Consider the following 17,619-nt stretch of genomic DNA (forward strand, 5'->3'; position numbering starts at 1 on the left):
GACCAGATCCATGAACAACCTGATCGACAAAGCGCGGCATATCCCTGTCGCAGATCCTGCCATGACAATCTCCTTCAGCCCCGTTGCCTTACCTGCGCCCAAGCGTGGCATGCCGCTCGAACTGCGGATCACGGCTCCGGCTTCGGGCGACAAGCTGCCGATCATCCTGCTTTCGCATGGTCACGGTCCGTCGCTCTATTTGCCGTCGAAGGACGGTTATGGTCCGCTCGCAAACTTCTGGGCGGAGCGGGGTTTCGCCGTTATCCAGCCGACCCATGCCAATTCCAAGGTTGCAGGCCTGCCGTCCGACGCACCCGGAGCGCCGCTCTTCTGGCGGACGCGTGTCGAGGAAATGAAGTTGATCCTCGATCAGCTCGACACGCTCGAGAACATGATCCCCGTTCTTGCAGGTCGGCTCGACCATGACCGGATCGCTGTTGCCGGGCATTCCCTGGGCGGCCAGACCGCGGCCATGCTCCTGGGCGCGCGGCTGACCGACAGCAAGATAGAGGCTGACCGCGATGTCGACGTGATCGAGCCGCGCATCAAGGCGGGCGTGCTTCTGGCGGCACCGGGCAATGGCGGCAAGGATCTCAACGACTTCGCGGCCGAAAACTACACCGCGCTCAATCCGGACTATACCCATCTGACCACGCAAACGCTCGTCGTGTACGGCGACGAGGATGTCAGCCCGCATCTGACCGTGCGTGGTGCCGATTGGCATGCCGACGCCTTTTACCATGCTCCCGGCGCAGACAGTCTGCTGACGCTGTTCGGCGCCAAGCACGGGCTGGGCGGGGTTGCCGGCTATGACGCCAAGGAAGCCGACGACGAGGATCCGGATCGTCTCGAAGCCACACGGCGGCTGACATGGGCCTATCTGCGGTCCGCGCTCTACAAGGACGATCCGGCCTGGGCCAACGCGGTTGCAGCCCTTGCCGGTCCGGCCGGCGAGCTTGGCCGGGTGGACAGCAAGTCGAGCTGATGCGGCGGCTGAGCGGGCGAGGGTTACTTCTCCCCCGCCAGCCCCTTCAGCCGATACAGCGCCTCCAGCGCTTCACGTGGGCTGAGATCATCCGGGTTGATCGTGCTCAACCCTTCCCGCAGCGCGTCCACCGCAGCCGGTTTCGGCGGTTCGCGCATCGCGGCGCTGAACAAGGGCAGGTCGTCGACGAGCTTGGTGGCCTTGCCCGATGTTGCGCCGGCTTCGAGCTGGGCGAGAACGGCGCGGGCGCGTTCCACGACGGAAGAGGGCAGGCCGGCGAGACGGGCGACCTGCACGCCATAGGAGCGGTCGGCCGCACCCTTGCCGACTTCATGCAGAAACACGACCTCGCCGTCCCATTCCTTGACGCGCATGGTGACGTTTGCGAGGCGCGAGAGTTTCTGGGAAAGCGCCGTCATTTCATGGAAGTGGGTGGCAAACAGCGCCCGGCAGCGGTTCTTTTCGTGCAGATATTCCACCGCCGCCCAGGCGATCGACAGACCGTCGAAGGTCGCGGTGCCGCGTCCGATCTCGTCCAGGATCACCAGCGCGTGTTGTCCGGCCTGGTTGAGAATGGCGGCGGTTTCCACCATTTCCACCATGAAGGTCGAGCGGCCGCGCGCCAGATCGTCGGACGCGCCGACGCGGGAAAACAGGCGGTCCACAACGCCGATCCGTGCCGAGCGCGCCGGCACAAAGGCGCCCATCTGCGCCATCAGGGCAATCAGCGCGTTCTGGCGCAGGAAGGTCGATTTACCGCCCATGTTGGGGCCGGTGAGCAACCAGATCTTGCCGGATTGGCCGGCCTTGTCCGGAGACAGATCGCAATCGTTCATCACGAAAGCCGGCGCATTCTGCCGCCTCAGCGCCTGTTCCACCACGGGATGACGGCCACCTTCGATGCAGAAGTCGAGGCTGTCGTCGACATGCGGGCGGTTGTAGCTTTCCCCTGCCGCGAGAGCTGCGAGCGCTGCCGAAACATCCAGCACGGCCAGCGCAGCTGCCGCTTGCCGGATCGCTTCGGCGTGCTCCACCACAAGCGCGACGAGCGCGTCGAAAAGGCCAAGCTCGATCGTCAGCGCGCGGTCGGCGGCGTTGGCGATCTTTGTTTCGAGACCGGCGAGTTCGGTGGTGGTGAAACGCATGGCGTTCGCCATGGTCTGGCGATGAATGAAGCGCGCCTTGGCTTCCGGCGTACTGGTCAGCGCATCGGAATTGCCGGCCGAGACCTCGATATAATAGCCGAGCACATTGTTGTGCCGGATCTTCAGCGAGCGGATGCCGGTTTCCTCGCACAGGTCGCGCTCCATGGCCGCGATCACCTGGCGGGATTCGGTGGCGAGCGCGCGCATCTCGTCGAGCTCGACATGGTGGCCTTTGGCGACAAAACCGCCGTCGCGCTTGAGAAGCGGCAAACTGTCGTCGAGCGCTGCGGCAAGGCTTTCGGCAACGGTTGCGGGCAGGGCATGCAGCGCAACCACCGCGCCGCCCAGCTCAGCCGGCAGCGTGGCCCGGCCCATCAGTTCGGCGATGGCTTGCGCGGCCTTGAGGCCGGAGCCGATCGCGCCGAGATCGCGCGGTCCGCCGCGATGCAGCGCCAGCCGCGTCAGAGCGCGCATGAGATCCGGCACGTCGCGCAGCGCCAGCCGCAGCGTCTCGGCCAAACGCCCTTCGGCGCAGAAGAAGGACACGGAATCGAGCCGCGCATTGATCGCGTCGGCATCCGTTAGAGGTGCCGTCAGCCGTTCTGCCAGCAACCGCGCGCCGGCGCCCGTCACCGTTCGGTCGATCGCCGCGATCAGACTGCCGTCGCGAGCTCCGTTCTGCGTGCGCGTGAGTTCGAGACTGCCGCGCGTGGCCGGGTCGATGAACACCGCCGCCCCGCCATCTTCGCGAACGGGACGCGCAAGCGGCGGACGCTCGGCCTTTTGCGTCTTTTCGACATAAGCGATCGCGCCGGCGATGGCCGACAGGGCAGGACGCGAGAACGAGCCGAACCCGTCCAGCGTCGCGACATCGTAATAACGCGTGATGCGTCCTTCGGCGGCCGCGCCGTCGAACTGGCTGGCCGGCTGCGGATTGGCGATGCGCCCAAGCACGTCGAAGGTGGCGCGAAGTTCGGGATCGTGGAACACGGGCTCGGGTATGATCAGTTCGCGCGGCTCGATGCGCAGGACGTCGGCCAAAAGCCGATCGGCCGTCGTGTCCATCACGGTGAAGGCGCCGGTGGAAATGTCGATCCAGGCTAGCGCATAGGGTGTTTCCGCTCCCTTGGCGCGGCCGAGCGCCATGAGGTAGCTGGCTTCGCCGGGGGGAAGCAGCTTTTCTTCGGTGATCGTGCCGGGCGTAACCAGGCGCACGACGTCACGCGCCACCACCGATTTCGAGCCGCGCTTCTTGGCTTCCGCCGGATCCTCGATCTGCTCGCACACCGCCACGCGATGACCACGCCCGATCAGCTTCGACAGATAATCGTCGGACGCATGGATCGGCACGCCGCACATCGGGATGTCTTCGCCCAGATGCTTGCCGCGCTTGGTGAGCGCGATGCCGAGCACGCCCGCTGCAATCACCGCATCGTCGAAGAACAGCTCGTAGAAATCGCCCATGCGGTAAAACAGCAGCGAATCCGGATTCGCGGCCTTGATGGCATGGTACTGCTCCATCATCGGCGTCGCCGCCGGCTGGATGCTGGTCTTGTCGATCGGTGTCTGGGCGTTCAAAGCGGGCCTCGGCAAAGCTGGGGCGAGTTTTCGGCCTTTACGCCGGGGATTGGGAGTCTTAATCCCGAATGCTCCACAAGAAGACATAAGACGAAGGGGAACGAAGCATGGCACCCAAGGATCGCAACGAGCCGACAGGCCCCTCCGTCAGCCCGCAGGAAGCGCTGGATTTCCACGCCCGCGGCCGTCCCGGCAAGCTGGAAATCAGCCCAACCAAGCCGATGGCGACGCAGCGCGATCTGAGCCTCGCTTATTCGCCGGGCGTCGCGGTGCCGGTAAAGGCGATCGCCGAAGACCCCTCGAAGGCGTTCGACTACACCACCAAGGGCAACATGGTGGCCGTGATCTCCAACGGCACGGCGATCCTCGGCCTCGGCAATCTCGGCGCATTGGCCTCCAAGCCGGTGATGGAAGGCAAGTCGGTGCTGTTCAAGCGCTTTGCCGATGTGGATTCGATCGACCTCGAAGTCGATACGGAAGACGCCGACCAGTTCATCAACGCCGTGCGCTATCTCGGCCCCTCCTTCGGCGGCATCAACCTCGAAGACATCAAGGCGCCGGAATGCTTCATCATCGAGCAGAAGCTGCGCGAGCTGATGGACATTCCCGTTTTTCATGACGACCAGCACGGGACGGCGATCATCGCCACCGCGGGTCTGATCAACGCGCTTCATATCACCGGCCGCGACATGAAGTCGGCCAAGCTTGTTTGCAACGGCGCGGGGGCCGCCGGCATCGCCTGTATCGAACTGGTGAAATCGCTCGGCTTCACGCCTGAAAACGTCATCCTGTGCGACACCAAGGGGGTGGTCTACCAGGGCCGCACCGAAGGCATGAACCAGTGGAAATCGGCCCATGCGGCACCCACCGACAAGCGCACGCTCGCCGAAGCGCTGGATGGCGCCGACATCTTCTTCGGCCTGTCGGCCAAGGGCGCGTTGACGCCGGCCATGGTGCAGTCGATGGCCAAGAACCCGATCATCTTCGCCATGGCCAATCCCGATCCGGAAATCACGCCGGAAGAAGTGGCCGAGATCCGCACCGATGCGATCATGGCGACGGGCCGTTCGGATTATCCGAACCAGGTCAACAACGTGCTCGGCTTCCCCTATATCTTCCGCGGCGCGCTGGACGTGCGGGCCACCACGATCAACGACGACATGAAGGTCGCGGCCGCCCAAGCGCTGGCCGAGCTGGCGCGCGAGGACGTGCCGGACGAAGTCGCCGCCGCCTATCAGGGATCGCGCCCGCGCTTTGGGCCGAACTACATCATCCCCGTTCCGTTCGATCCGCGCCTGATCTCCGCCATTCCGGTGGCGGTCGCGAAGGCTGCGATGGACAGCGGCGTTGCCGGCAAGCCGATCGCCGATCTCGAACGCTACCGCCAGCAATTGTCGGCGCGTCGCGATCCGATCGCGTCCACGCTGCAGCGCATCACCGACAGCGTGCGGCGCAAGCCCAAACGCGTGGTGTTTGCCGAGGGCGAGGAAGAGCAGGTCATGCGTGCGGCCGTGTCTTACGTGAACCAGGGGCTCGGCACCGCGATCCTGATCGGCCGCGATGACGTGATCCGCGAAAATGCCGCTAATGCCGGTGTGGATCTCAACAAGCCCGATCTCGAGATCATCAATGCCCGCCTGTCGCGCCGCAACGCCTTTTACGCCGATTATCTCTATGAGCGCCTGCAGCGGCGCGGCTTCCTGCAGCGCGATTGCCAGCGTCTCATCAACAACGACCGCAACTACTTCGGCGCGACCATGGTGGCGCTGGGCGATGCCGATGCAATGGTGACGGGCGTCACGCGCAACTATTCCACCGTGCTGGAAGATGTGCGCAACGTCATCGACGCGCGTCCCGGTCACCGCGTGATCGGCGCTTCCATCGTTCTGTCACGCGGGCGCACGGTGATCGTGGCGGATACGGCGGTGCATGACATGCCGAACGCCGTCGAGATCGCCGATATTGCGGAAGAAGCCGCCGGCTTTGCGCGGCGCATGGGCTATGAGCCGCGTGTAGCGCTGCTCGCTTATTCCACCTTCGGCCATCCGCAGGGCGAGCGCTCCGAGCGGGTGCAGGAAGCCGTGAAAATCCTCGACAAGCGTCGCGTCGATTTCGAATATGATGGCGAGATGGCTGCCGATGTCGCACTCAACCCCAAGGCGATGGCGCAATATCCGTTCTGCCGTTTGTCGGGTCCGGCCAATGTGTTGGTGATGCCAGCGTTCCACTCGGCGTCGATCGCGACCAAGATGTTGCAGGAGCTTGGCGGATCCACGGTGATCGGCCCGCTGCTGGTCGGTTTGAACAAGCCGGTGCAGATCGTGCCCTTGAACGCGCGTGACGCCGATCTCGTCAACATGGCGGCCATTGCGGCCTATAACGCGATTTCCTGATCGGAGCGTTCGCGCAAGCATCAACAGATCTGCCATCGCCGATAAGAGGTGCCGCCCTATATCGGCATCTCGAAGGGCCTGAGTGTTGCCCTGCAAAAGGATGAAGCCAGTCAATGCTGATTGCGCAAACGGTGCTTGCCGTTCTTCTCGTGGCGATCACCGTCATACCGTTTTTGCCCATCGCGCATGGCTTCGTGCGCATGGGCGAATTTCCCAGGCAACAGATCCTCATCGTGGCTCTCGCCTGTCTGGTTCTGTCGCTTGCGTCGGGCGGCTTGTTGTTCGATCGCTGGTTCTTCGTGGTCACGTTCAGCGCGATCGCCCTGTTCCAGGCCTGGTTCATCGCCGAGTTCACGCGGCTTTGGCGCAAGGAATCCAAGCATTTCGATCCTGCCGTCGATCACGGTCAGCGTTTTCGCCTCGTTGCATCCAATGTGAAGATGTCGAACCGCGATTACGCGGCGCATATCCGCATGATCGAACAGGCCGATCCCGACATTCTCCTCCTGATGGAGGTCGACGACGACTGGCTCGACGGACTGGCTTCGGTGCTCGACCGCTTTCCTCACCGCGTCGACCGGGCACAGGAGAATTCCTATGGCATGGCGATGATGTCCAAGTTCAGGCTGGACGACGTCTCCGTGCAGGATCTTCTCACCGAAGGCGTGCCGTCGATCTTTGCCACCGTGGTGCTGGACAAGACCCTGCGCTTTCGCCTGTATTCCATCCATCCCGAGCCGCCGGTGCCGCATCGCGGCACGGAAGGGCGCGATGGCGAAACGGCGCTGATCTCCTTGAAAATCCGCGACGAGCGCGGGCCGGTAATTGTGACGGGCGACCTCAACGATGTCGCCTGGTCAAAGACGACCCGCCGCTTCCGCCGCATCAGCCGTCTGCTCGATCCGCGCATCGGCCGCCGCATGATCAACAGCTTCGATGCCCGCTACTGGTTCATGCGCTGGCCGCTGGATCATCTGTTCCATTCAGCGCATTTTCGTCTGGTCGACATGCAGCGTCTCGAACCGGGCGGGTCCGATCACTTCCCGGTGCAGTTCGATCTCGTTCTTTGCCATGATCCGGAAGCGTCGAGCGGTCCGGATGAAGCGGCCGACTCCGACATCGATCGCGCCCGCACCCTGGTTCAGGAAGCCGATGAGCGCGACGATGAACCGATCGGGACCGACTGGGAGAAGTAACTCCCGCGTCGTGATTGAATCCGTTACGCGCCGCCGCCGTAATAGGTGATGTAGCGTTCCGAGATCGCGCTCACGGGCAGAACCACGAACACGTCCGTCGTGCCGAAATCGTGGTCGATCACGCATCCCTCGCCGAACTTGGCGCCGAGCCTGAGATAGCCCTTCACGAGCGGGGGCATGGCTGCGAGCGCCGCCTTGGCATTGATCGCCTCGGCCGGCATCAGGTCCATCGGCGCAAAGCGCTCGGCCACCGCCCGCACCGCCCAATCACCTTCACCCGTGCAGTGATGCGCAAGGAAGGACAGGGCTTCGGCATGGGCCGCAGGGATCGTGCCGTGGAATGATGCGCAACCGGCCATCACGTCGATGCCGTGATGCTTCACGTAAGCCCAGATCGCCTGCCACAGAAGCTCGATCGTGCGCTTGGAGCGATAAGCCGGCAAAACGCAGGAGCGGCCGAGTTCAAGAAAGTTGAGCGTGGGATGGCGGGCGACGAGTGTGTTGAACTCGAATTCGTCCGCCGAATAAAAGCCGCCGGTCGCATCAGCGGTTTCCTGGCGCAGCAGGCGATAACAGCCCACGATCTGGTTCGCGCTTGGTCCGGGCAGCGCCGTGTCGAACACAAGCAGATGATCGCAGATGCTGTCGAAGCGGTCTGCATCACGCTGGTCGAGGCGATGGGCCGTCTGCCGCGTGGCGCCGAGTTCCTCGTAGAAGACGCTGAAACGCAGCTTCTGCGCCGCCTCTATTTCCGCTTCGCTCGTCGCCAGCCGCGCTTCCAGCGAACCGATCTTGCCCAGGGGCATTAAGGTCGCGGTCATGGGCGCCAAGCCCGCATGGCCTGTTTCGAAGCGGTTTGTGTCGAACGCGAACGTCACGTGATTCATCATCTAATCTCCGTGGACCCTGTCGATCGGATACGCGGTGAATATCACATGATGGTGACACGAAAGCGACCCGCTGATTCAAGCCGGCTTGTCCGGCTGAGGTGAGCCGGCTGTTTTTAGGCTTCCACGGCGTTCAGCAAAGTGGCGGGATCGAGCGGCTTGGCCACAAAGCCGGTCGCGCCATGGGCCAGAACATGGTGGCGGGTTTTTTCCTGTCCATCGGCCGAAAGCACGATGATCGGCACGGGCTGCACGCCCTTTTCTTCTTCATGCTTGCGGATCATGGCGATGGCATCGAGCCCGTCCATGACCGGCATATGCAGGTCCATCAAAACGATGTCCGGCGCTTCACCCGCGCTTGCCTGCGTGACGGCATCGACCGCCGCGCGCCCATTGCCCACGACAGTCACCCTGTGTCCGGCCTTGGCCAAAGCCGAACGCGCCAGCAGTGCGTTGATCTCGTTGTCTTCGGCCACCAGAATCGACCGGCTGCGGTTGGCCGGCGGCTGTGGCTGGCGCTCCGAGGCTTTCGGCTGGTCGGGTGCTGCGGTCGCATCGAGCGCTGCAAGAAGCACGCGTAAAACCGTTTCCGTGCGTACCGGGCGCGCCAGAAAATGCGCGTAACCCTGCTCATGTAGGCGCGGCAGCCGTCCGCGATTGTCGGGCGCGATCAGGGTTATGGCGGGGATGCTTGTCATGCCGGCGGCGCGCAGGGCCTTGATGCAGCTGCCATCACCATCTTCAAGGCGCGCATCAACGAGGATCACGTTGCAGTGCCGGCATAAAGCCGCGTCTTCAACGGTGTCGGCAATCATGGCCTGGCCGCCGTGGTCGCGGATCGTGGTTGCCAGCGCTTCCATCTCGATGCCGAGATCGGACAGGATCATTGCGCGGCATCCGGCAAGCGCCGTTGTTCTGCCCGATGGCTCGCTTTGCGCATCGAGCGGCAGCGTCACGCGAAACACAGCCCCTTCGGCGGGAGCGGCGGCAACGCCGATCGTTCCCTGCATCGCCTCGACGATGCGCTTGGAGATCGCCAGGCCAAGACCGGCCCCCCCGTAACGACGCGTCGTTGTGCCGTCGCCTTGTTCGAATTCGCCGAAGATGCGGGCTGCGTCGGTTTGCGCGAGGCCTGGGCCCGTATCGCGCACGCCAAAGGCGATCACCGGTCGGTCGCCATCTTCGGTCACCGATACATCCACCAGAACGCCGCCCATTTCGGTGAATTTCACGGCATTGCCGATCAGGTTGATCAGAACCTGGCGCAAACGACCGGGATCGGTCGATATCAAGGTCGGAACCTCCGGCGCAACCCGGACCCCAAGGCCGATATTCTTGGCGTAAGCGCGCGCAGCGAGAAGTTCCACGACATTCTCGCTCAACTCGCGCGGCGAAACCTTCTGAAACTCGATTTCGAATCGTCCCGCCTCGATCTTGGAATAATCGAGAAGGTCTTCGATCAAGGTCAGCAGATGCTCGCCGGATGTCGATACGGCGCCGACATAGGTCTGTTGCTCCGGCGAAAGATTGGTATCAGCAAGCAGCTTGGCCATGCCGATGATGCCGTTCATCGGCGTGCGGATTTCATGGCTGACGGTTGCAAGGAAGCGCGATTTCGCCTGGTTGGCATCTTCCGCCCGTTCGCGTGCGGCGATGGCTTCCGTTTCCGCCCGCTTTCTGGCGGTGATGTCGCGGGCGATCGCGCGATGGGTCACCACGCCATTGGCGGGATCGCGCATGGAATGCTCGATCCAAGAAAACCAGCGCAGGCCATTCGGCGTCTGTATCGCCACATCGGTGGAGCTCAGACACTCGCCTTCCACGAAAGCGGCATCCGGAACCAGACTTATATCGACACCGAGATCGACCAGCCGTTCGCCGGCCAACGTGTCCGGGTCGCGGTTCAAGAGAACACCGAGCCCGTCATTGGCGTAAAGGATGCGGCCGTCGCCATCGCGTTGAACAACAAGATCGCCCAGTGCATCGAGGAGACCGCGCAGGCGCTCCTCGCTTTCCTGCAAGGCCCACATCTTGCCTGACAGCGACTCGATTTCCCATTGCCGACGATTGAGCGTCGCGGTGCTGCTTTGCATGGTACGGCGATGGGCCATCAGTACGTAAGCGAAAACCGCCAGCTTGATGACAAACAGGATGCACAAGGCGATGGGAAGGAAAACCGGCGCGCCGCTGATGTAAGCGAGCCCGCCGAGCACCAGCGTGGCCAGCATCAAGCCAAGCCAAAGCCATGGCAGCCAGACCGGCAGCGACCAATACAGGCCGGACGTCGGCTTGTTCAAGGGCACGGTGTCTGGATCGCGGTCACGCATGTGACGACGGGTTTGTGCATCCTGCGTCCATCTGGTCTTCAACACAGCCACCATTCCCGAAGATTAGCAGCTGCCTTGTTGAGGAAGCTTTGGAAGCTTTCGTCAAACTTTAAAAGAAGAAAACACCGGCAATTGGGTCACATGCCGCCCGTCAGCTGTCCTGATCGGAGGCGGTCTTCACCGTCCCCTTGTCACGCCGCCAGTCGAGCACTTCCTGCAAAACCACCAGCCCGGCACCGATTGTGATGAACGCATCGGCGAGGTTGAACACCGCGAACGACCAGGTGGGCGTATGAAACAGGAAGTAGTCGATCACATGGCCGAGCGTCACGCGATCGATCAGATTGCCGATCGCGCCGCCGATGATCAGCGCAAAGCCGAGCCGGGCGGCGGTCTGATGCGGTGCGGTGCGCCAGCTCAGATAAAGCACCAGCGCCACGACGCCTAAGGTCAGCGCAACGAGCGCCGGGGCGCCCAGCGTCGAGAACATGGAAAAGGCGATGCCGGTATTGTTCGTGCGAAACAGCGAAAAGAAGGGCAGCAGGTCGACCTGCTGATACATGGCCATATCGATCTCGACCCACTCCTTGACCACTTGGTCGAGCAGAACGGCAAAAGCGGCGATCAGGCCGTAAACGAGGAAAGAACGCAGGTTCACGCGGCGGGCACTCCGTCGAGGCTGAGCGCAGAACGGCGCACTTCGTAAAGCATGATGCCGGTTGCGACCGCGAGATTGAGCGAGTCGGCGCGCCCGGCCTGGGGAATGCGCAACAGCACGTCGCAGCGCTCAGCCAGCGGCTCGGGCAAACCCTGGCTTTCATTGCCCATCAGGAGCACCACCGGTTTGTCGGCGAAATCGACGCTGCGATAATCCACAGCACCCTTCAAATGCGTGCCGGCAACGAGCCCCTTGAACGCCTTGCGCCAGGAAAGAAACGCATCCGGCGAGGCTTTCACCAGTGGCACGGCAAAGATCGAGCCCATCGTCGCGCGCACCGTTTCCAGCGCGAACGGATCGACGCAGTCGCCAACCAGGAGCACGCCCTTGGCGCCGACGGCATCGGCGGTGCGGATCACCGTGCCGAGATTGCCGGGATCGCGAATGCGGTCGAGCGCCACCCAGACATCGGACCCGGACAGACTGACATCGCGCAGCGGCATAAGCTTCTGCTCGAACACGCCGAGCACGGTTTGCGGATTGTCCTTGCGGGTCACCGATGTCAGCACCTTTTCGCTGACTTCGAGAACCAGCGCCCCGGCTGCCACCGATCGCGCCGCAACCTTTTCCACCAGCGGATTGCCGCGCGCTGTCTTGGCGAAGACGAGCGTCTTGATGGTCCAGCCGAGTTCCAGCGCGTCGATCACGAGCTTCAGACCTTCGGCCAAAAACGCGTTCTGCTGGTCGCGGAATTTCTTCAGCGCGAGCGACTTGATGTCCTTGATCACCGGATTGGCGAGGCTGGTGACTTCCTTCACCTGGCCCGGCGCACCGGAGCGTGGCGTTCCCGCATAACCGCTCATTGCGCCACCCAGCGTGAAAACAGCGAGGTCGACAGCGCACGGCCGGCCGATTCCTCGCGGATGATGAGTTCGCCGGATTCGACGCGTCCGCCCATACCGGCAAAGGCGTCGCGCATCAGCGCGTGGATCGCAAAGAACGATGCGCGGATCGAATAAGCGGTGAGCACCACCGTCAGCGGCTGCGGCGTCAGGATCGCGCGGCACAAAGCGGTTAAACGCGGCAGATCCTCGAACAACTGCCACACTTCGCCCTTCGGCCCGCGCCCGTAGGCAGGCGGATCGAACAACACGATGTCGTAGCGGCTGCCGCGACGCTCTTCGCGTTCGGCAAACTTCATCGCGTCTTCGCAGATCCAGCGGATCGGCTTGTCCGATAAACCGGCCATTTCCTGGTTCTCGCGCGCCCAGCCGATCGCCTTCTTGGAGGCGTCCACATGGGTCACTTCGGCTCCGGCCCGCGCGGCAACCAGCGAGGCAAGGCCGGTATAGCCGAACAGGTTCAGCACCTTGACCGGCCGTTTGGCCTCGCGGATCAGTTTTTCCATATGCGCCCAGTGCGGACCTTGTTCGGGAAAAACGCCGACATGGCGGAAGGAGGTGAAGCGTCCGAGATAGGGAATGCCGTCATGCGCCATCGGCCAGGTTTCGCCCAGAGGATCTCCAGGGAAACGCCAGCGACCCAGGCCTTCCTCATCGGTGTCGCCGGTAAAGATGGCGTCCACATCCGTCCAGTCCCGTTCGGGTCGCGTGCGGCTCCAGATCGCCTGGTTCTCCGGCCGCACGATGCGGTAGGGACCGTATCGCTCGAGCTTTTCACCATCGCCGCTGTCGATCAGCGCATAATCCTTGCTCGGCGCGACTTCCAGGATCAGCGGCAGAGTTTCGGCCGGCAAAGGGCCGGTCGGCTTCGGCAGCGGTGCGGATGTCTCGGTCGCAACCGGGCGCGGATCAGCAGACGAAAGCCGAGGCTCGCGCGTCGGATTGACGCCGGCCACACGCGGATTGGAGTGTGTGTCGCGGGCAGGGCCGCCGGTTGCGGGCCGAGCCGCTTTCTTGGGATCGCGGTTCTTGCCGCGCGGGGGCTTCACGTCAATCGAACTCCAGCAGTTGCCCGCTTGTGACATAGCGCACGAAGGGCCGCAACGCTCCCCAACGTCACAGTTGCGGCAGGAGCATCGAACTCAAACCTGCGAGCGGTAAACGGCGATCGCCGCCGCCAGATCTTCGAGTGCCGCACCCACTGACTTGAACAGCGTGATTTCGTCCGCGCTATCGCGACCTTTCGAAAGGCCGCGTGTGAGGTCGAACAGATCGCCCGCGATGGCATCTTCGCTGAGCGCCCCTGATTGCAGGGCCTGCACGATGTCGCCGGCTTCCTTTGTCGCACCGGCTTTGGTGTCGACGAAAACACGTGCCCGGGAGATCGCCTCGTCATCGCTTTCGCGCATGGTCGGCGTAAAAGCGCCAACGAGATCGACATGCGTGCCGGGCTTCAAAAGCGCGCCCTTTACCAGCGGCACGGTGGACAAGGTTGCGCAGGAGATCACGTCGGCCTGCGCCTGCGCCGCATCGAGATCCTCGGTGACCTCGGCCTCGATTCCGTCCGCCTTCAATTGCTCGACGACCTTTGCCGCATTGGCAGCGGTGCGGTTCCAGACAAGCGCGCGTTCGAGCGGGCGAACCGCGCGATGCGCCTTGGCCAGATGCACGGAAAGCGCACCGGCACCTACGATCAGATGGGTCTTGGCGTCCTCGCGTGCGAGATAGCTCGCCGCCAGAGCCGACGCGCAGGCCGTGCGCCACACCGTGATCTTCTGCCCGTCGATCAGCGCCTTGGGCTCGCCGGTTACCGCATCGAGCAGCAGATAGTTGCCCATCACGGCGGGCTTGTTGATCGCGTTGTTGTCGGGCGAAACGGTCACGATCTTGATGCCGATGAACCCGCCTTCAGACGTACCTGCGGCCTTGAGGTCGCTCCAGGCCGGCATCAGAAGCAGCGTGGCATCGGCGCCATCCGGGCGCTCGACGGTATGATGATGGCGCACGGGCTGAACGGCACCGTCGTGGAAGGCTGTGCGCAGCACCTCCACCAGACCCTCATAAGACAGCGCGCGGTCCACCGCTTCGGGTCCGATGATGAGCATGACAGAATTCCTGGGTAGAGAAGTTTAAGTGCGGGCGAGGGCCGTGCCGGTTGCCGGCGCCGGGACCGTCGTAGCAGCCGGTGCCTCGTTGGCGCGGTTGGCGACAACGCGCAGATTTTCCACCTCGAGCGTGCGCTCGCGGGCGATCTTGCGGTAACGGTGCTGCGCAACCCATGTCGCAAAGCTGCCGATCACTACGCCGATGAAGAGCGTCAGGAACAGGTAGATGAAGAACGGCATCTGGATCGTCAGCGCGGGATTGCCGGGGTTGAACGGATCCATGGTGAAGGGCACCAGCTCGCGATTGGCTACCGCAAGCGCGATCAGAACGACCGCAATCGGTACCACGATCACGACGATGAAGAAGCGCGTCAGCATGCGGTGTGGTCCCTGTCGTTTCAAAGAAGCGATGACTTAGCTCAGAAACCTAGCCGTCACTTGTCAACATTCAAGCGTTCGCGCAATTCCTTGCCGGTCTTGAAGAAGGGGATCCACTTCTCCTCGACCTCGACGGACTCGCCCGTGCGCGGGTTGCGTCCGGTGCGGGCCGGCCGGTTCTTCACCGAAAAAGCACCGAAGCCGCGCAGCTCGACGCGGTTGCCGGAAGCCAGCGCATCGGTGATCTCGTCGAAGATCGCGCTGACGATATTTTCCACGTCGCGCAGAAAGAGATGCGGGTTCTTGTTGGCAATGATCTGAACGAGCTCGGACTTAATCATCGAAACGGAACTCTGCGGCTAAAGATAAAGGAAGAACAAGGGGATGAGAGGCTGGCTGAGCCAGGAGCTCAGCGGTCAGGCGATGGCTGGGCAGGGTGCCAGAGGGAAACCATACCGTCAAGAAAGAGGTGCTCGCCGCCGATCTCGCCAAGAAGCACGCGCACCGTGTCGCTCAAGCTTTCGTGCCCGGTCAAACCCGCGCGGGAACTGAGAAGCGAAAACCAGCTGCTTTCCTCCTTCTTTTTCCATTCCACGACGCGCAGATCGGCATCGACGCCCTTGGTGCCGAGCCAGGCGATCGCTTCGCGCTCACCGCCCAACTCGTCGATCAGCTTGTTGGCAAGGGCCTGCCGTCCGGTAAAGATCGAGCCGTCGGCCAGGCGCAGCACTTCGTTGCGCGGCATGCCGCGACGCTCGGTCACGAGATCCACGAACCAGTCGTAGCTGTCGAGGATCATGCGCCGGATCATCGCGCGTTCCTCATCGGTGGTCGGGTTGAACGGGCTAGGTTCGGCTTTGAGCGGCGAGGATTTCACTTCCTCCAGCTTGATGCCGAGCTTGTCCATTAGGCCGGTGACATCCGGAAACTGCACCAGCACGCCGATCGAGCCAACAATGGACGATTGCCGCGCCACGATGTGATCGGACGCGCTGGCGATCATGTAGCCGGCGGATGCCGCCAGCGTGCCGACCTGCGTGACAACAGGCTTTTCTGCGGCCAGTCGGCGGATTTCCTCGTAGATCGCTTCGCCGCCAGCGGTGGTGCCGCCGGGCGAATCGATGTTGACGATCACGCCTTTCACGGAAGCCGTGGTGCGGATGGCATCCAGACGCTCGAGCAACTCGTCGTCTTCGGTGATGGTGCCTTCGATCTTGACCTTGGCGATCTGGTCGATTGGCCCGCTCGTGAAGCCGCTGTCATCCGCAAGAAAGCGCACGCCGGCAAACACAACGGCGGCAAGGATCACGATCGTGGCTATGCGCCAGAAGCTCAGCTTGCGGCGAAGCCTGCGGCGGTCGATCAGGTCGTCGGCTCGGCTGGCCATGGATCCCTCGTGGATACGGATTGTTGTCGGTTCTCTAAAGCAAGAACGACATGATGGAAACGCGTTTGGCAAACAGATCGGCTGCAGCTGGCAAGCCGTGGCGGTAAGAAAGTTGCTAGGCCTTTCTTCTGCAACGGAGATGCCTTAGTTCCTACGTAATACATCGTGATATATTGCGTGATCTTGAGTGAACTGTCGGGTCGGCTTCGGGCATCCTGTTGATGGATGTGTGGCGATTTCGGACCGGCGACACTATCTCAGTTTTTTCAGCCGCGTCCCTGTCTCGTTTGGAGACCAGGAACGCAGCCAAGGCAAGGACCCGTGGGGCATGAGCAATACCGCCATGGTTGACCAGACCCAGGCGCCCCAGAACAGGGCGGCATCCGGCCTGCATTCGAGTGCCGGCGCACAGCCGACGGAGCGCGTCGATGCGCAGTTCGCCAGTGCTGCGCGCCATTCCGGCCGCGTGCGTCTCCTGAAGATCGCATTGCCGCTGGCAGCTCTTGCGATGGCCGGCGCGTTTGCAGCCTATTCCTTCTTGTCTTCGCCGGTGGCGATCGGTTTCGATCTGTCGAGCACGGCCATCCGCGACGGCAAGCTGGTGATGGCCGCGCCCAAGCTCGAAGGTTACACCACCGACAACCTGCCTTATGCTATGACTGCCGCACGCGCCGTGCAGGATGCCAGCAACACCAATGTGATCGAGCTCGAGGACATCGACGCCACCGTTCCGATGACCGATGGCACCGTGGCCAAGATCGACGCACGCAAGGCGATCTATGATCGCTTGAGCAACACGATCATGCTGAACGATCCGATGACGCTGTCGACCGATGATGGCAAGTCTGCTACTTTCCAGTCGGCCAATATCGACATGGGCAAGGGCACGCTCGTCACCGAGCAGCCGGTCGTGCTTCGCATCAAGGGCGCGTCCATTGATGCAGGCAAAATGTCGATTGCCGAGAACGGGAAAGTGATCGTGTTCGACAATCGCGTGCAGATGAATCTTGACCCGGGGCAGTTGAATGCGGGAAGAGCAGGAAATGCGGGAAGCCAATCCCCAGGGGGCCAATCCAATGAATAGCCTGCTTGTTCGTTTCTCCGTTGCTGCGCTCGCCCTTGTGGCGGCGGCCGGAACCGGTTTTGCGCAGCAATCGCAAAGCCGCATGACCAGCCTCAACCTGTCCAACGATCAGCCGATCCAGATCGAAAGCGACAAGCTGGAAGTCCGGGACAATGATCGCCAGGCGATCTTCACCGGCAATGTCAGCGTCGTGCAGGGCGAGACCCTGATGAAGGCCGGCAAGATGACGGTTTATTATGTCGGCCAGGCCATGGCGCGCGACGGGCAGCAGAAGCCCGCCGAAACCCAGCCTGCCGCTGGCGCGACGCCTGGTTCCGCCGACATCGAGCGCATCGAGGTCGATGGCAAGGTTTACGTGAAGTCGGAAAGCCAGGTCGCCACGGGCGATCGTGCGACCTTCGACATGAAGTCGGAAGTTCTGACGCTGACCGGCAAGGAAGTCGTTCTGACCGAAGGCGAGAACGTCATCGTCGGCTGCAGGCTCAATGTGCAGATGAAAACCGGCCAGGCGCAGCTCGACGGTTGCGGTGGCACGCAAAGCGGCGGTCGGGTGAAGATGCTGCTGCAGCCCGGCTCGCAAAACCGCTAGGCTCT

At 62.7% G+C, this 17,619-nt stretch carries 15 protein-coding genes; 5 read left to right on the plus strand and 10 right to left on the minus strand.

Translation table 11 applies throughout. The features are described from left to right. The first annotated feature begins 10 nt into the window (after positions 1 to 10). Positions 11 to 985 (plus strand): alpha/beta hydrolase family protein, encoded by a 975-nt coding sequence (locus JYU29_RS00465; protein WP_213982835.1) that lies wholly within the window; start codon positions 11 to 13, stop codon positions 983 to 985. A 23-nt stretch (positions 986 to 1,008) separates the two neighbouring features. Here the strand turns inward: JYU29_RS00465 and mutS are convergent, their stop codons facing one another. Then, positions 1,009 to 3,654 (minus strand): DNA mismatch repair protein MutS, encoded by a 2,646-nt coding sequence (gene mutS, locus JYU29_RS00470; protein WP_213984172.1) that lies wholly within the window; start codon positions 3,652 to 3,654, stop codon positions 1,009 to 1,011. 161 nt (positions 3,655 to 3,815) lie between these two features. On the opposite strand from mutS, the gene JYU29_RS00475 reads away from it, so the two are divergent. Beyond that, entirely contained in the window at positions 3,816 to 6,101 is a 2,286-nt protein-coding gene (locus JYU29_RS00475; RefSeq protein ID WP_213982836.1) for an NADP-dependent malic enzyme, read from the plus strand. A 113-nt stretch (positions 6,102 to 6,214) separates the two neighbouring features. Continuing rightward, positions 6,215 to 7,297: an endonuclease/exonuclease/phosphatase family protein gene (locus JYU29_RS00480; protein ID WP_213982837.1), complete on the plus strand. Its 1,083-nt coding sequence runs from the start codon at positions 6,215 to 6,217 to the stop codon at positions 7,295 to 7,297. Positions 7,298 to 7,320: 23 nt separating this feature from the next. Here the strand turns inward: JYU29_RS00480 and olsB are convergent, their stop codons facing one another. The 9 genes from olsB to sppA form a co-directional block, all read right to left on the minus strand. After that, a complete protein-coding gene (olsB, locus tag JYU29_RS00485) occupies positions 7,321 to 8,118 on the minus strand; it encodes a l-ornithine N(alpha)-acyltransferase (protein WP_250157219.1) in 798 nt (265 codons plus the stop codon). Between the two features lie 182 nt (positions 8,119 to 8,300). Then, positions 8,301 to 10,556 carry a response regulator gene (locus JYU29_RS00490; RefSeq protein ID WP_347879826.1) on the minus strand — a complete coding sequence of 752 codons (2,256 nt, stop codon included), beginning with the start codon at positions 10,554 to 10,556 and terminating at the stop codon, positions 8,301 to 8,303. 106 nt (positions 10,557 to 10,662) lie between these two features. Beyond that, on the minus strand, positions 10,663 to 11,163 hold the full coding sequence (gene lspA, locus JYU29_RS00495; protein ID WP_213984174.1) for a signal peptidase II: 501 nt from the start codon (positions 11,161 to 11,163) through the stop codon (positions 10,663 to 10,665). A 2-nt stretch (positions 11,164 to 11,165) separates the two neighbouring features. Then, the gene (locus JYU29_RS00500) at positions 11,166 to 12,032 is read right to left on the minus strand and encodes a TrmH family RNA methyltransferase (protein WP_213982839.1); all 867 of its coding nucleotides are present in this window, start codon (positions 12,030 to 12,032) and stop codon (positions 11,166 to 11,168) included. Then, the gene (locus tag JYU29_RS00505) at positions 12,029 to 12,946 is read right to left on the minus strand and encodes an RsmD family RNA methyltransferase (protein WP_250157220.1); all 918 of its coding nucleotides are present in this window, start codon (positions 12,944 to 12,946) and stop codon (positions 12,029 to 12,031) included. The genes JYU29_RS00500 and JYU29_RS00505 overlap by 4 nt, the downstream gene beginning before the upstream one ends. A 267-nt stretch (positions 12,947 to 13,213) precedes the next feature. After that, entirely contained in the window at positions 13,214 to 14,176 is a 963-nt protein-coding gene (lhpI, locus tag JYU29_RS00510; RefSeq protein ID WP_213982840.1) for a bifunctional Delta(1)-pyrroline-2-carboxylate/Delta(1)-piperideine-2-carboxylate reductase, read from the minus strand. A 24-nt stretch (positions 14,177 to 14,200) separates the two neighbouring features. Continuing rightward, a complete protein-coding gene (locus JYU29_RS00515) occupies positions 14,201 to 14,554 on the minus strand; it encodes a LapA family protein (RefSeq protein ID WP_213982841.1) in 354 nt (117 codons plus the stop codon). 56 nt (positions 14,555 to 14,610) lie between these two features. Further along, a complete protein-coding gene (locus JYU29_RS00520; RefSeq protein ID WP_213982842.1) occupies positions 14,611 to 14,895 on the minus strand; it encodes an integration host factor subunit beta in 285 nt (94 codons plus the stop codon). 68 nt (positions 14,896 to 14,963) lie between these two features. Continuing rightward, positions 14,964 to 15,941 (minus strand): signal peptide peptidase SppA, encoded by a 978-nt coding sequence (gene sppA / locus JYU29_RS00525; protein WP_213982843.1) that lies wholly within the window; start codon positions 15,939 to 15,941, stop codon positions 14,964 to 14,966. 328 nt (positions 15,942 to 16,269) lie between these two features. Here sppA and lptC point away from each other — a divergent pair, with 328 nt between their 5' ends. Both lptC and JYU29_RS00535 read left to right on the plus strand, forming a co-directional pair. Beyond that, complete coding sequence (gene lptC / locus JYU29_RS00530) at positions 16,270 to 17,025, plus strand: LPS export ABC transporter periplasmic protein LptC (RefSeq protein WP_213982844.1); 756 nt, start codon at positions 16,270 to 16,272, stop codon at positions 17,023 to 17,025. Further along, on the plus strand, positions 17,018 to 17,614 hold the full coding sequence (locus JYU29_RS00535) for an LptA/OstA family protein (protein WP_213982845.1): 597 nt from the start codon (positions 17,018 to 17,020) through the stop codon (positions 17,612 to 17,614). Before lptC ends, JYU29_RS00535 begins: the two co-directional genes overlap by 8 nt. Positions 17,615 to 17,619: the final 5 nt, after the last annotated feature.

Source organism: Tianweitania aestuarii (genome assembly GCF_018457165.1).
GTDB lineage: Bacteria > Pseudomonadota > Alphaproteobacteria > Rhizobiales > Rhizobiaceae > Tianweitania > Tianweitania aestuarii.

Excerpts from the sequence above, each read along its gene's own strand:
- JYU29_RS00465 (WP_213982835.1), top strand. The coding sequence starts at position 11 with ATGAACAACCTGATCGACAAAGCGCGGCATATCCCTGTCGCAGATCCT.
- mutS (WP_213984172.1), bottom strand. The coding sequence starts at position 3,654 with ATGATGGAGCAGTACCATGCCATCAAGGCCGCGAATCCGGATTCGCTG.
- JYU29_RS00475 (WP_213982836.1), top strand. The coding sequence starts at position 3,816 with ATGGCACCCAAGGATCGCAACGAGCCGACAGGCCCCTCCGTCAGCCCG.
- JYU29_RS00480 (WP_213982837.1), top strand. The coding sequence starts at position 6,215 with ATGCTGATTGCGCAAACGGTGCTTGCCGTTCTTCTCGTGGCGATCACC.
- olsB (WP_250157219.1), bottom strand. The coding sequence starts at position 8,118 with ATGACCGCGACCTTAATGCCCCTGGGCAAGATCGGTTCGCTGGAAGCG.
- JYU29_RS00500 (WP_213982839.1), bottom strand. The coding sequence starts at position 12,032 with ATGAGCGGTTATGCGGGAACGCCACGCTCCGGTGCGCCGGGCCAGGTG.
- lhpI (WP_213982840.1), bottom strand. The coding sequence starts at position 14,176 with ATGCTCATCATCGGACCCGAAGCGGTGGACCGCGCGCTGTCTTATGAG.
- JYU29_RS00515 (WP_213982841.1), bottom strand. The coding sequence starts at position 14,554 with ATGCTGACGCGCTTCTTCATCGTCGTGATCGTGGTACCGATTGCGGTC.
- JYU29_RS00520 (WP_213982842.1), bottom strand. The coding sequence starts at position 14,895 with ATGATTAAGTCCGAGCTCGTTCAGATCATTGCCAACAAGAACCCGCAT.
- sppA (WP_213982843.1), bottom strand. The coding sequence starts at position 15,941 with ATGGCCAGCCGAGCCGACGACCTGATCGACCGCCGCAGGCTTCGCCGC.
- lptC (WP_213982844.1), top strand. The coding sequence starts at position 16,270 with ATGAGCAATACCGCCATGGTTGACCAGACCCAGGCGCCCCAGAACAGG.
- JYU29_RS00535 (WP_213982845.1), top strand. The coding sequence starts at position 17,018 with ATGAATAGCCTGCTTGTTCGTTTCTCCGTTGCTGCGCTCGCCCTTGTG.